This window comes from Halanaerobium saccharolyticum subsp. saccharolyticum DSM 6643, assembly GCF_000350165.1.
In the GTDB taxonomy this organism is placed as follows: Bacteria; Bacillota; Halanaerobiia; order Halanaerobiales; family Halanaerobiaceae; genus Halanaerobium; species Halanaerobium saccharolyticum.
In genome coordinates this window covers 141486-156582 of the sequence record NZ_CAUI01000005.1, presented here as the reverse complement: position 1 = coordinate 156582, position 15097 = coordinate 141486, and the positions used below count along the sequence as shown (strand labels likewise).

General features: G+C 32.1%; 13 protein-coding genes. All 13 read right to left on the bottom strand.

Annotation, left to right across the window (positions count from 1 at the left end; genetic code table 11):
• Positions 1 to 81: 81 nt before the first annotated feature.
• Positions 82 to 744, bottom strand: coding sequence for a 3-oxoacid CoA-transferase subunit B (locus HSACCH_RS01200; protein ID WP_005487239.1), 663 nt, complete (start codon positions 742 to 744; stop codon positions 82 to 84).
• A 1-nt stretch (position 745) separates the two neighbouring features.
• Positions 746 to 1399 (bottom strand): CoA transferase subunit A, encoded by a 654-nt coding sequence (locus HSACCH_RS01195; RefSeq protein WP_005487238.1) that lies wholly within the window; start codon positions 1397 to 1399, stop codon positions 746 to 748.
• A gap of 24 nt (positions 1400 to 1423) precedes the next feature.
• Complete coding sequence (gene kce / locus HSACCH_RS01190) at positions 1424 to 2236, bottom strand: 3-keto-5-aminohexanoate cleavage enzyme (RefSeq protein WP_005487237.1); 813 nt, start codon at positions 2234 to 2236, stop codon at positions 1424 to 1426.
• 10 nt (positions 2237 to 2246) lie between these two features.
• Positions 2247 to 2636, bottom strand: coding sequence for a 3-aminobutyryl-CoA ammonia lyase (kal, locus tag HSACCH_RS01185; protein ID WP_005487236.1), 390 nt, complete (start codon positions 2634 to 2636; stop codon positions 2247 to 2249).
• A gap of 208 nt (positions 2637 to 2844) precedes the next feature.
• Positions 2845 to 4299, bottom strand: a complete 1455-nt coding sequence (gene nhaC, locus HSACCH_RS01180) for a Na+/H+ antiporter NhaC (RefSeq protein ID WP_005487235.1) — start codon at positions 4297 to 4299, stop codon at positions 2845 to 2847.
• A gap of 135 nt (positions 4300 to 4434) precedes the next feature.
• Positions 4435 to 5172, bottom strand: coding sequence for a lysine 5,6-aminomutase subunit beta (gene kamE / locus HSACCH_RS01175; RefSeq protein ID WP_005487229.1), 738 nt, complete (start codon positions 5170 to 5172; stop codon positions 4435 to 4437).
• A 24-nt stretch (positions 5173 to 5196) separates the two neighbouring features.
• The gene (gene kamD, locus HSACCH_RS01170) at positions 5197 to 6759 is read right to left on the bottom strand and encodes a lysine 5,6-aminomutase subunit alpha (protein WP_005487227.1); all 1563 of its coding nucleotides are present in this window, start codon (positions 6757 to 6759) and stop codon (positions 5197 to 5199) included.
• Positions 6752 to 8404: a lysine 5,6-aminomutase reactivase ATPase KamC gene (gene kamC, locus HSACCH_RS01165; protein WP_005487226.1), complete on the bottom strand. Its 1653-nt coding sequence runs from the start codon at positions 8402 to 8404 to the stop codon at positions 6752 to 6754. The genes kamD and kamC overlap by 8 nt, the downstream gene beginning before the upstream one ends.
• Positions 8388 to 9464: a lysine 5,6-aminomutase reactivase subunit KamB gene (gene kamB / locus HSACCH_RS01160; protein WP_005487224.1), complete on the bottom strand. Its 1077-nt coding sequence runs from the start codon at positions 9462 to 9464 to the stop codon at positions 8388 to 8390. The genes kamC and kamB overlap by 17 nt, the downstream gene beginning before the upstream one ends.
• A gap of 51 nt (positions 9465 to 9515) precedes the next feature.
• Entirely contained in the window at positions 9516 to 10550 is a 1035-nt protein-coding gene (gene kdd / locus HSACCH_RS01155; RefSeq protein ID WP_005487223.1) for an L-erythro-3,5-diaminohexanoate dehydrogenase, read from the bottom strand.
• A 333-nt stretch (positions 10551 to 10883) separates the two neighbouring features.
• A complete protein-coding gene (locus HSACCH_RS01150; protein ID WP_235043977.1) occupies positions 10884 to 12947 on the bottom strand; it encodes a sigma 54-interacting transcriptional regulator in 2064 nt (687 codons plus the stop codon).
• Positions 12948 to 13139: 192 nt separating this feature from the next.
• Positions 13140 to 14030, bottom strand: a complete 891-nt coding sequence (rbsB, locus tag HSACCH_RS01145) for a ribose ABC transporter substrate-binding protein RbsB (RefSeq protein WP_005487219.1) — start codon at positions 14028 to 14030, stop codon at positions 13140 to 13142.
• A 103-nt stretch (positions 14031 to 14133) separates the two neighbouring features.
• Positions 14134 to 15096 carry an ABC transporter permease subunit gene (locus HSACCH_RS01140; RefSeq protein ID WP_005487218.1) on the bottom strand — a complete coding sequence of 321 codons (963 nt, stop codon included), beginning with the start codon at positions 15094 to 15096 and terminating at the stop codon, positions 14134 to 14136.
• Between the last annotated feature and the right edge of the window lies 1 nt (position 15097).

Here is a 15097-nt window from a genome sequence, read left to right as displayed (position 1 = left end):
TTTTAGGAAATTAATTATTGTTTCAGATAAATACAGATTGTTTTCTTGTATTTAATATTTTAGCTATCATAAAGATTGATTTTAATAAATCATTTCCTTTAAATCTTTTGCTACAATTAATTCTGCATCTGTTGCTTCTTTTATTTCTTCAATAGTAAAATCAGGATTTATTTCTTTTAGGATTAATTTTTCATCCTCAATCTTATAATAACCCATTTCTGTAACTATATAATCAACCTCTTTTTTTGCTGTTAGTGGAAGAGTGCACTCTGCTAAAATTTTTGAATTCCCTCGTTTTGTAGTCTGAAGTGTAGCAATAATTACTTCTTTTGCACCTACCACAAGATCCATTGCCCCTCCCATACCGGGAACAATTTTATTAGGTATCATCCAGTTAGCTAAGTTACCCTTAGCATCTACTTGAAGTGCTCCTAAAATTGTTTTATCAACATGGCCGCCTCTGATAATTGTAAAAGATTCTGCACTATCAAAAAACATAGCACCATCTTTTACACTGACTGCTTCTCCCCCAGCATTAGTTAAGTCTTTATCTTCTTTACCTGCTTCAGGTTTTGGCCCCAAACCGAGAAATCCATTTTCTGACTGCAGCATTATATCTATTTCATCTGAAATATGGTTAGCAACTAAAGTTGGCATCCCTATCCCTAAATTAACAACATCACCATCTTCTAAACTTTTAGCTATTCTTTTAACTATAATTTCTTTCTTTTCTTTAACATCCATTTTAATTATCACCTCTTACGATGTAATCTACAAAAATTGAAGAAGTCATTACATGATCAGGATCAATTTCTCCAACTTCTACAATTTCTTCTGCTTCTACAATCACAGTATCACAAGCCTTAGCAATTAAAGGATTAAAATTTCTGGCACTTTTTCTGTAAATCAGATTACCTTTTTTGTCAGCTTTCCAGGCTTTAACCAGTGCTACATCTCCTTTGATTGGAAGTTCTAATAAATATTTTTCCCCATTGCTTTCTATTACGTCTTTACCTTCTTCAACTACGGTTCCTACACCAGTTGGTGTCAAGAATCCACCAAGACCTGCTCCCCCTATTCTTACTCTTTCTGCAAGGGTTCCCTGGGGAACTAATTCAACCTCCATACTGCCATCATTCATTTTTTCCCCAGTATCAGGATTTGTACCAATATGACTTGCGATTACTTTTTTCGCACAATTATTAGAAACTAACTTTCCGAGTCCCCTATCTGGGAAAGATGTATCATTAGCAATAATTGTTAAATTCTCAACTCCGTTATCAATTAATTTATCTACAATTTTTTCTGGAGTACCACAAGCTAAAAAGCCTCCAATCATAACTCTACTTCCAGATTCAACTTTTGCAGCTGCTTTTTCTAATGAAATAATTTTACTCATTTCAAAGCTCCTTTCAACATTAAATTATTTAAGATTTAAAATTTCTCTTGCTTCATCTGGTGTGGCAACTTCTCTTCCTAATTCATTTGCCATTCTTGCAACTCTCTCAACTAATTGAGCATTACTTTTTGCAATTTCACCTTTTTTATAATAGATATTATCTTCAAAGCCAACTCTAACGTGTCCTCCCATAGCAATTCCCATCATAGCCAGAGGAGTTTCATGTCTGCCAATTCCAGCTACAGTCCAGGTAGATCCTGCAGGAATACTTCCAACCATAAAAACTAAATTTTTTGCTGAAGCAGGCATTGCTCCGGGAACTCCAAGTACAAAATCAAAATGAAGTGGTGTTGACACTAAATCATTTTTTATTAAATATTCAGCATTAGCAATCATCCCAGGTTCAAAAACTTCAATTTCTGGTTTCACTCTATTTTCTTTCATTTTTTTGGCAAATTTAACAATATACTCTTTGGAATTCATAAAAACATCATCACCAAAGTTACAGGTTCCTGTACTTAAAGTTGCCATTTCAGGTTTTAAATCAACTGGCTGTAATCTTTCTTCTGCTGTATGCCAGGTTGCTCCTCCAGTGGAGGGTTGAAAAATTACAGGGCATCTTTTTCCAATTTCTTCTTTTATAGATTTATAATATTCAATATCCTGAGTTGGAGAGCCATTATCTTCTCTAGCGTGAACATGTACTATAGCTGCTCCTGCCTCATATGCTTTTTCTGCCTCAACAGCAATTTCTTCAGCTGTTATTGGTAGATTGGGCTGAATTTCTTTAGTAACTTCTGCTCCTGTTAAAGCTGCAGTAATAATTAATTTATCCACTTTTTACCCCCTAATTTCTTTGTTTATCTTTTGGAACAACACAGACACCTTTTGCTTTTGCTACAACAACAGGCTCATCTAAAACATCTCTGGCTGAATCAGCTAGTTCTTTATTGTCTGGTGAAGTAATAACTTTTCTAGCTTCAAATTCCATTTTTCTGGAACTATTACCGACTTTAACTATTTCTCCAACTGCTTCTATATAATCTCCTTCAAAAACAGGAGCAGTAAATTCTACATTAGTGTATGAAACAAATAAACCTTCATCACCATCCTGACGAATTAATAGTTCAGTAGCAACATCACCAAATAATTCTAACATTTTAGCTCCGTCAACTAACCCACCACCATAGTGTGCATCAGCTGAACTCATTCTCATTCTGATCATTGCTTTACTCATTTTCATTCTCCTTTTTAAAGTTATATATTTTAATAAAGTATTAATTATAATTTCAAGATTATTAAATTAAAAGTCAGCAAAATAACTATGCTTAAAAATATTTTTTTGATTTCTAAGTCAATTAATATTTTTATCTTATTTATAATTATATTTATTCTGCTGACTCTTTTTTTGTTTTATTATTAGATTATTATTTATTTTCTAATAATTATTTGCTAACTGTTTTTTTGACATCTCTATCTTCTGTAATTTCTTTATCCTCTGTTTCCATAGTAAATCCGGTCATTCCATAAATTGCAGAAATAATAGGAACAAAGAAACAAAGAAATGCATAAGGAACATAGTCTAATGTCGCAACACCTAAAACCCCAGCTGAAAAAGCACCTGATAAACTCCATGGTACTAAGGGAGCGAAAACTGTTCCCCCATCCTCAAGAGCTCTAGATAAGTTTTTAGTTTTTAAGTTTAATCTCTTATAGGCAGGAGCAAGCATTCTACCCGGAATAATAATAGCCATATACTGACTTGCCATTGAGAAGTTTGTAGCTAAACTTCCAAGCAAAGTTGTAATAACAAGACTTCCAGTGTTTTTGATTGCTGGCTGAATTTTATTTAAGATAACTTCCAGCATATATGTCTTTTCTAAAATACCACCAAAAGATAAAGCTATAAATCCAAGAGAAACTGTCCACATCATGCTCTGCATTCCACCACGACTTAAGAGAGAATCTACAGATTCAATACCTGTTTCTGAAACAAAGCCCCAGTTCATAGCCTGAGTTACTTCGTGAATTGAAGCACCTTGGAAAATCAAAGCAAATACTGCACCCATAAGTGCTGAAATAATTAGTGATGCTAGAGCTGGAACTTTCTTTGCAGCCATAATAATTACTGCAACTGGTGGAATTAATAACCACAAGCTTAAGTTAAAGTTCTGTTCTAAACCTGTGAGAGTTTCATTAATCACTGACATTTGAACTGGATCGATTGTACTTCCACCAAACTGAGCTCCTAAAACAGCATAAGCAATAAGCGAGAGTAATAAACCAGGTCCAACTGTATAAACCATATGCTTTATATGATCAAATAGATCTGCTTCTGCTACTGCTGCTGCCAGGTTTGTAGAGTCAGATAGAGGTGACATTTTATCACCAAAGTAAGAACCAGAAACAACTGCACCAGCTGTCATTCCAGCAGGAACTCCAAGACCAGCTCCAATTCCCATTAAAGCAACACCAATTGTACCAGAAGTTGTCCAGGCACTTCCTGTAGCTAAAGAGGTTATTGAACACATTAGTGCTGCTGCAACCAGGAACCATCTTGGACTAATCAACTGCAGACCATAATAAATAATTGTCTGGATTGTTCCTGCAGAGATCCAGGCACCAATAATTGCACCAATAATCATCAAGATTAGCATAGGCAGCATTGCTATACTACATCCATGTAAAATTGCATCCTGAATTTCATCCCAGGTATAACCTTGAGACATTGCTACTATAGTTGCAACAATCGCAGCTGATACTAGAGTTATATGTATTGGAATATCAAGCCACAATACTGAAATCCCCATTGAAATAATTAAATATAAAAATACAAATATGACACTTGAAAAGCTCGGTACTTTCTTCTGATTTACATTATCAAGTTTACTTTCAGACATTTTAATCCTCCTAGTGTTTTTGTTTGTAATTTAAACATATCATTTGTTCTTAGGTACTCGTATTCTCTCTGATAATCTTATTTAATTATTATTTCTGAAGCACTAATGATTCTTCCTCAATCACCCCCTTTGTTACTAAACACTTTTTGCTATTCTTTTAGCTAAAAAAGTTGCTACATCTGGTGATAAAGATCCCTGACCAAAACCAGCATCAAAACCTAATTCTGTGGCAAGTTCATGATCAATACGCGGCCCACCAGCAGCAATGATCATTTTATCTCTTAAGTTTTCTGCTTCAATTAATTCAATTAGTTCGGTCATGTTTTTAATATGAACATTTTTTTGTGTAACAACCTGTGAAACCAAAATTGCATCTGCATCTAATTCTATTGCCTTTGCAATCAGCTCTTCATTTGGAACCTGACTACCTAAATTATAAGCATCTATTTTAGGATATCTTTCTAATCCATATTCCCCAGCATAACCTTTCATATTCATTATTGCATCAAGTCCTACTGTATGAGCATCTGTACCAGTACAAGCCCCAACTACAACAATGTTTCTGCCGATATTTTCTTCAATAAAATCATTAATCTCGTAATAATCCATTACCTCTTCATTTACCTTTGGAATATCAATTTCCTCAACATTTACAGTGTGCTCAAGACTTCCATAAATCACAAAGTAAGAGAAGTTGTGTAAATCTTTCATGTGAGGAATCTCTACATCAGTCATTCCCATTTTTTCTGCTAATCTTTTTGCTGCTTCTTTTGCTTCATCACTTGCAGGAATGGGAAGGGTAAAACTCATCTGAACTTTTCCATCATTTAAAGTATCACCGTAAGGCTTAATTTTTTTCATATCCAGTTCCATTTATAACACCTCTTTATATCATAATTATTTACTTAATTCATTCCGCATCATTTCTAAGAAAGGATTATAGTAATCTTTGCTTTTCTTAATTACACCATCAGCACCTTTACCACCATCGATCGGTCTTTTAACATCAGCAAAATCACCATCTGCAATTGCAGTTTTTAGGCCTTTATTATTTACATCTTCAAGCATTTCTACAACTTCTTCTAAAACAGTTTGAGCTCTTGTTTGAATAATTCCATCTTCTTTAAATTCGATCTCAGAACCTAAATCACGGGCATTATTCATTACATATTCAGCATTTTCCAATGCCAGTGCTCTTTCACTTAAGAAAGGAGTATGAATAGCCTCAGTTAACATACCTAAAAGCTGAATTCCCTGGCCTGTCATTACAGAAGCTAAGTTAAATAACGCATCCTGTAAGTGTCCTTTGAAAATATCTCCAGTCATATACTTTGTTGGAGGCATATATTTTAAAGGTGAGTTAGGGAAAATCTGGCGGATCATTTGAGCCTGAGCAATTTCATATAAGAATCCATTTTCGATATCTGGATTCATTTCAAAAGCATGACCTAAACCTAATTGTTCTTCACTTAATCCTGCCTGAAGTCCCATCTGTTCATTAATGAAATCTGAAGCTAAAACAGTATGTGCCTGCTCAAAAGCATCAGCTGTTGTTAAATAATTATCTTCACCTGTATTAATAATTACACCTGCAAATGCATTAATCATCCGAGAAAAATACTGATCAATAAAGGTACGGTTCATATTAATATCTCTAAAAAGAATACCGTACATCGCATCATTTAACATCATATCAAGTCTTTCAATAGCCCCCATAGCAGCTATCTCTGGCATGCAGAGTCCGGAACAGTAATTAACTAATTTTATATATCTTCCAACCTCTTCTCCAACTTCATCTAAGGCTTCTCTCATAATTTTAAAGTTTTCTTGAGTAGCATATGTACCGCCAAAACCTTCTTTGGTTGGACCATAGGGAACATAATCAAGAAGACTCTGTCCTGTTGTTCTAATAACTGCAACAATATCTGCTCCCTGTCTTGCAGCTGATTTAGCCTGTTCAATATCTTCATAGATATTTCCTGTTGCAACTATAACGTATTTTTGCGGGCTTTCGCCCTCACCAAGTCTACCAATATAGTCTTCTCTATCCTGACGATTCTTTTTAATTAAATCAATCATTTCTTTTGCTTTAACATCAATTAATTCTTTTACTTCCTTTTCATCCTGAAGTGGTATTTCAGTCAGCTTAAAACTGCCTTTTGTAACCTCTTCGGCTACTTCCTGTGCATCTAGATCGTGATAGGCCATAGCATTTCCTAACCAGAAAGCTAAACCGCGATTTAATTCTCCCTCTTGTTTTAATTGATCTACTAAAACATTTGCCAGTGGAATTTCTTCAGCATTAACACCATCGATCCCAAAAAATCTGGCAACAGTTCTTTCAACACTGGTTGTAGTATTTAAGTCGATTTCTTTCTGGATATCCATAGTAATTTCATGAGCAGCTTCTCTTGCTTTATCAATCTTATTTTTATCAAGATCTAACATCTTCTTAACCATTATTTTCAATCCCTCCAGTTGAATCACTATTCATAATATTTTTTGCTGTTACTAAAATTTCTTGATCAAAGCCTAACAAACCTGCAATGCAAATTGCATCCTGAGGAAAATCTCTTTTACTTTTTACCCTCTCAAGTCGATAATCCATACATTTATTTAAAATATCTATTCCCTTTTCTCTAATATGATTATGATATTTATCTAAGAGATCTTTATCTAATCCTTTGACCTGAAAATGTGTAATCTCCAATTTATTGGCCAACCTCTGATAATGAGTAGTAATAACTGAAATTGAATTCATCGTGTCCAGTTTTTTAATTATTCCATAGGCAATTGCATAACCCTCAGCAGGATTAGTACCATGTGCAATCTCATCAATTAAAATTAATCCCTTATCATTCCCTGCAGCAACAACATATTTTAAATTTCTAATCTCTGTACCAAAATTACTTAAACCACTTTTAATATCATCTGAAGTTAAACTAAAATATATATAATTGCGGAGATTAAATTCAAAATTATCTGCAGGCACAAAAAGAGCGTATTGAGCCATCACTGTTAAAAGTGCAATTAGCTTTAAGCTAACGGTTTTCCCCCCCATATTAGGCCCTGTAATTAATGTTGAACCTTCTTTGAATTTAAGGTCAATTGGAGTAAATTCTGTACCTTTTTTATTTAATTCATTTTCAATTACTAAATGTCTCCCATTTTTAATCTTTATCAACTTTTCAGAAGTTATTTTAGGTTTAACAGCTGAATTTTCTATAGAAAATTCAGCTCTGGCTATCATAAAATCTAAGTAAGCTATATTATCAAGATTTTCTAATAGACTTAGAGAATGTTTTTGGATTTCATTGGTTATTTTTTTTCTAACAAGTTTTTTCTTAATCTCTTCTTCTTTTTTTACTTCAGTAATCTTACTTTTTAATTCAGAAATCGTTTCAGTCTCAATTAATTTAAAAGTTAATACAGCAAAGTTTTCACTCATCAATGATACTTTATCTGATCCTTTTAAATACTCAATGACATCCTGATCATTCTTACTTACGCTTAGTTTATTATCCAATGAAAAATGGCGGTTGCATTTTTTTTCAATTTCTGAAGTTAAATCATTCTTTTCTCCAATTAATTCTTTTTCAAGTTTTTGACGTTTTTTTCTGATTAGCTCAAGATCTTCATCATATTGGTTTGAAAGATAGAAACTCTCACTATTATTCTGGCCTAGGCTCAGAAAAGATAGCAGATCAGGGACCTCTTTAAAAGTTTTTTCAAATAAATTGTTTAGCTTTAATTTCTGAATTATTTCTTTGATTTTATTACTCTGAATTATTATGTTTTTGACTTCAAAAATATCAACATCATCTAAAATAGTTTTTTTGCTTCGACTCTGATTAATTATGCCATAGATATTTTTTACATCAATTAATAAATTTTTAATTTTATGAATTTCTGAGTTGTTATCAGTAATTATATTTATTAATATCCCCAATTTTTCAAGCTCAGTTTTAAGTTCCTGCTCCTCTTTGGGTAAATAAGGAACAAATTTTTTCTTTGCTCTTACTCCTAACTCAGAAACAGGCTCAATACTCTGCCAAATCTCTTTAAAACCTATACTTTTTGAGATTTCATCATTTAAAAATTTCAATATCTTCAACTCCTTTTGCAGAACTTTTTTTATTTAAAACTACTTCATAGCAGGGTATAGGAGCTACAGCATCAGATATTTTTCTCAATAGTTTTAAAGGGTTAAGGTAAGTTCCATTTGGCGAAAAGGGGTTAATAGTTATTCCTAAAAGATTAATTTCATCTTTTACTTTAATATTACCCTTTTTAGCACTGAATCTATTAAAAATCATTGGGCTAATAAAGATATGAGTAGCATCATTAACAACAATTTCAAATTGATTAATAAAAGCACATTTATTAATTAAAGTATTTATCATGTCATTTACCAGGGCACCATTAAAATAAACAGCCTTCGTATCTTTATCAATATGGTTAATAACCTCTTCCATATTATTTAAAATTGTTTTCAAATCCAGAATTTTCTTATGATAATCTTTATCTATTATCACTACTTTAACACCCTGCGAAATTCCTGAGATAATTTTATTAATTTTTTGATCTCGACTTTTTTTGATTTTAAAAAGTTCACTTTGATAACTTATTTTATTAACTATAGAACTGGGATTATTTGCAACAACCGCTCCTGTGGCCAAAATAGTCGCATCAGTTAAGGCGGGAGACGAAAAAGATCTTCTGTCCAATGCACCATCAATTAAGATCAAATCAGGACTATATTTCAAAAATTCTTTTTTGATCAGCTTCAGGTCATTTTTAGAACTTGGACCACTGAGTTTAATAAAACCTCTTTCTTTATTTCTGGCAATGATTATTTCTCCCAGAGGAGATTCAATCCCTGTAGCTGCTAAAATTTCAAAGTTGAGATCACTTTCTAAAAGTAGTTTTTTTGCATTTGCAATTATTGTGTTTTCCAAAACTAGTATATTAGGTTTTGGATTATCCATTACTTTATCTTTATCTTCACCATCAAGACCGATAGTTGTCAGAGCAGTCTGCTTCCCTGACAATTCAGCCAACTTTAAAAGATGATTTAAAGTAACTGTTTTTCCAGTGTTTTTAGCCATACCTATAATAGATACTGATTTGATTTTTTCTTCCTGAATCTGCTTTAATAAACTCATTTTGTATTCACCTTTGAAAGTACCTTTTTTCATTTATATGTAGATTTATTATTAAAGATAAATCTTTTCAAAAAGTTCTTTTATATCTTCATTTTCTCTAAGCACCTGAAGTGCAATTTCTGAGTGGTTTTTAGTATAACCATTACCAATTAACATTTCTGTGTCTTTACCAACACCTTCGGCACCTAAAGCAGCTGCTGTAAAGCTTGTAGCCATGCTGAAGAAATAAACCTTACCACTATCTTTAGTTGCTAAAATACATGACAATTCAGTATTTGGTATATTAACACAGTTAATTGTTAGATCTACCAACTCTCCATTTGTTACTTCTTCAATTTTATTTAAGACCTCAGTTGGTTTTGTAGCATCAGCCTGGATGATCGCATCTGCAAGACCTAAACTTTCTACTCTTTCACAACCTTCCTGACTATATTCAAGAGCAATTACTTTACCTGAAATTCCAGCTCTCTTTTGAGCTTCATGTAAACATAATGTTCCGGATTTTCCACCCGCACCAATAATTAGTACACTGTCTCCTGGCTCAACTAACTTAGCAGTCTGAGCTGGTGCGCCTGCAACATCTAAAACAGCCAGAGCTAAGTTTCTGGACATATCTTCTGGAAGTTTAGCATAAATTCCACTTTCAAATAAAACTGCCTTTCCTTTAATATCTACCTGATCTGTATCTTTTCTTATCTCTAAAATCTCTTCAATTAATAAGGGAGTTAAAGAAAGAGATACTAAAGTTGCAATTTCATCTCCAACTTCCAGTTCAATCTTCCCTTTAAGATCTTCACCGATTTCTTCAACAATTCCAACTAACATTCCTCCAGAACCTGTAACTGGATTGTGATGTTTACCTCTATTATTTACAATTCTCTGCATAATTTTTTCAATTTGTTTTTCATCTCCTCCAGCTTCCTTTTTAATCTGAGTAAAACTTGCTGAATCAATATTAAGAGTTTTTACCTCTATCAAAATTTCATTATCATAAATTTCCATATTATTGTCAATTTTTTCTGCTGGTTGTGGTAAATCTCCTTTGTTTTTAATTACTCTGTGAGTTCCATACTTGCTACCTTTCATTTTTAACACCTTCCTTTTTTGAAATTTATATTTTAATCACTCACTCTTAATAAAATGCATAATTCGTGCCAAAGCCCTTAAAACTGTGTTTTTCATTCTTTTTTTGTATAATAATATGCATTTTTAGTTAAAAAAAACTTTTTAGTCATTTTTTTAGCTAAATTATATATATTCAAAATATTTTTAATCCATAAAATTGATTAAATTGTCGGATTTCGATTCATTTTTGAATCATTATGCTTTTTTTTATGATTTTTTATTTATGAATCCTGTTTTGACAAACTTAAACCTTGATTCATTTTTGTATTATTAGATTCAATAATGAATCAAGGTTTATTTTATATCATATTTCTTTTTTTTTCGAACTATAGTTGGCTGACTCACTTCAAGAACTTTTGCTACTTGATAAGTAGTATCAAATTTTGAAAAAGCCTTTTCTAATAAAGACTTTTCTGCTATTGCAATAGCTTTCCTTAAAGGCATAATTTCATTTAAATAGTAGTTATTTTTTTCTTTTTTGTTATAAATTGTATTGGGTAAAAAGTTTAAGTCAATTGTATCTTCTTCAGAAATGACAACAAATCTCTCGATTAGATTTTTTAATTCTCGCACATTGCCAGGCCATTCATAATTTTCTAAAAAATTAATTGTATCAAGTGTTATTTTTTTATTTTTTTTATATTTTTTATTAAAATCATCTAGAAATTTATAAATCAACTGACTAATATCTTCTCTCCGCTCTCTTAAAGGTGGAATGTTAATTGGAACAACATTTAAACGATAAAATAAATCTTCTCTAAATTCTCCTTTTTTTAACATTTTATTTAGATCTTGATTTGTAGCAGCAATTATTCTAACATCAATCTTTATTGTATTTGTTCCGCCAACTCTTATAATCTCTTCTTCCTGTAAAACTCTAAGTAATTTAACCTGTAAATTTAATGGTAATTCAGCAATTTCATCTAAAAACAATGTCCCTCCGTCAGCTAGTTCAAACATTCCAGGCTTCCCACCTTTTTTAGCCCCTGTAAAAGAACCTTCAGAATAACCAAATAATTCTGCTTCTAATAAATTATCAGGAATAGCACCACAGTTTACTTTAATTAAAGAACCTGAAGTCCGTTCACTAGATTCATGAATAACATTTGCAACAACTTCTTTTCCAACACCAGATTCTCCTGTTATGAATATAGTAGAATCTACTCTACCCATCTGAATAGATAAATCGATTATATTTTTCATTTTATTGCTTTTAAATATAATATCATCCATTTGAATTTGTTGCTTTCTTAATTTCTCTAATTCAGAATAATACTTTTCACTTAATTTTTTTGCTTCATTCAGCTCTTGTTTTAAATGATTTAACTCTTTAACATCACGGGCAGTAGTTACTACTCTTACAATATTACCCTCGTCATTAAAAACTGGATGACCTGTGCTCAAAACTTTTTGACCAGTTTTAATTTCATGCATTACACTAACAGGTGCTTTTTTTTCCAAAACTTTAAAAGTTACTGATTCAGAAAAAACACCATTTTCCACAAGTTCTTTCATATTTTTACCAAGAACTTCTTCACTTTTAATTCCAGTTATTTTCTCATAACTACTATTTATTCTTAGTGTATCACCATTACCATTTGTTATATAAATACCATCTGAAACAGATTCTATAATGGCATCTAACTCTTTATTAAGGTTTTTAACATAATTTAATTCTTTTGAAACTTCTTCTAATTCAGAAATATCCTGAAAAACTGAGATTGCACCATCTATTTTTCCATCTTTATATAAAGGGCTCCGATTAGTTAAAAAAGTTTTATCTTTATATTTAACCTTTTGACTTAAACTTTTAGTTTGAGATTCTATGACTTCTTTAATACCATTATCAGGAATTAAATCTGTGAGTTTTTGCCCAACTAAATCTTCCTGTTTCTTTTCTAACATATTCTTTGCAGCTTGATTACAACTAACTATTTTAGAATCTAAATTAACACTTATAATTCCATTATGAGTAAAGTTAAATATTGCATTATACTTTTCAGCAATTTTTTTATATTTATCAGAAAAATTGGTTAAAAGATCTGTTCTTGTTAAAATACCAATTAATTTATTATTATCATCAACTACAGGAAGTCTTCCAACTTTAATATTCCATACTTCTTCCAGACTTTGATTTTTGCTGACTGTAATAACATCCTTTGTCATTATGGTTTCAATTTTATTATTAGTATTTATACCTTCGATAGAAGATTTCATAATATGGCTTTTTGTAAAAATACCAATAACCTTTTTTTCTTTAGAAACCACTGGCGCTCCATCAATCTTATTATTATAGAAAATTTTAGCAGCCATTTTTATTGTACTATCTGGGGTCAATGTCATAGGATCTTTTGTCATTGCTTGAAAAACTTTCACATAACCATCTCCTTATATTAAACTAAAGCTTCTAATTTACATTATATATAATTTAGTTACCTAAATACAAATATCATTAATTTAATACACATAGACATAACAAAACCCTTCCAAAATTTGGAAGGGTTTTGTTTGTTAATTTTTTTATCTCTGATTAGTTTTAATTAAATTTATTTACTCAGTAATTAATTCTAAAGGTACTGGAGTATATTCAGCAACTTCTTCTCCATTTACTACCTTAATTGCTGTTTCAACTGCCATTTCACCCATTAATCCTGGCTTTTGAGCAACAGTAGCTGCCATTTCTCCTTCTTTTACAGCTTCTCTTGCATCATCAATAGCATCAAAACCAACAATCATAATCTCATCAGAACGACCAGCTGCTGCTATAGCTTCCATTGCACCTAAAGCCATGTTATCATTGTGAGCAAATACAGCGTCAATGTTTTGATTACCCTGTAAGATATTTTCCATAACTGTCATACCTTCTGCACGATCAAAACCAGCAGGCTGTCTTGCTATTACTTCCATACCAGAATATTTATCCATAGCCTGGTTAAAACCTTTACCTCTATCTCTTGCAGCAGAGGTTCCAGGGATACCCTGAAGTTCTACAACATTACCTTCTTCACCTAACTGCTCAGCAATAAAGTCTCCAGCCATTTCTCCACCAGCAACGTTATCAGAAGCAATATGACTTGTAACATCAATACCTTCTGCTGCACGGTCAACTGTGATTACAGGTACTCCTGCATCCTTAGCAGCTGTAATTGCAGAAACTACAGCATTGCCATCAACAGGATTCACAATTAAAACATCAATCTGTTTAATTAATAAGTCTTCAACACTGCTCAACTGAGCTGCTGCATCATTCTGAGCATCAACTGTTAAAATTTCTACTCCCATTTCTTCTGCCATAGCTTCAGCACCATCTTTTAAGTCAACAAAGAACGGGTTATTTAAGGTAGATACAGCCAAACCAATTTTAATATCCTGAGCTGCAGCACCTACAGAAAGTCCGACTACCAACATTAAAGATAAAGCTAATACAATAATTTTTCTCATTTTTTTATTCCTCCTTGAATTTAATTCTTTTAATGAATTCTGTCAAAAAGAAGCTGGTGAAAAGATCACCTCCTATTTGGAGTATTTTTCTTAATCTATATTATTACTGCTGCTGACTCTTACGATCTAAGAAGACAGCAAGCAGAATAACAGCACCTTTAGCGACTAACTGATAAAATGATGATACATTTAAGAGATTTAAACCGTTATTTAAAACCGCTATAATCAAAGCACCAATAATTGTACCAACTACGCCCCCACTACCACCTGAGAGGCTGGTTCCACCAAGTACAACAGCTGCAATTGCATCTAACTCATAACCTTCTCCAGCCATCGGTTGGGCTGAATTTAATCTTGAAGTTAGAATAATTCCACTGACTGCAGCTAAAAAACCATTTAAAGCATAAACTGCTATTTTTATTCGATCTGTATTAATACCTGATAATTTAGTTGCTTTTTCATTACCACCAATTGCGTAAATGTAGCGGCCTAATGGTGTCTTTTTTAGTAAAATATATATTATAAACAAAAGTATAAACATAATAATAACTGGAACTGGAATTCTACCCAAATAGCCAGCACCAAAGAATCTAAAAGTTTCATCAAAACCTGAAATAGGCCGTCCATTTGTATAAATCAGAGTAAAACCTCGGGCTACTGTCATCATTGCTAAAGTTACAATAAATGCTGGTAATTTAGCTTTGGCAACTGCAATTCCATTAAATAAGCCAAGCGCTGTACCAGCCGCCAGACCAATCAAAATAGCTACAAATACATTAAGACCTGAATTAACAATCATTCCAGCAGTTACTGCTCCCGAGAAAGCAAGCATTGAACCAACTGAAAGATCAATACCTCCGGTTAAAATTACCATTGTCATACCAAAAGATATTATTGCAATAATTGAAACCTGTCTCACTACGTTTAGTAGATTAGGTATTGTTAAAAAATAAGGACTCATAAAAGATAAAACAGTAACTAAAATTAAAAGTCCAATACCAGTTTTAAATTTATTTAAAATTTCTATAACATTTTTTTTGTTTATATTATTATTAAGATTATTCAAT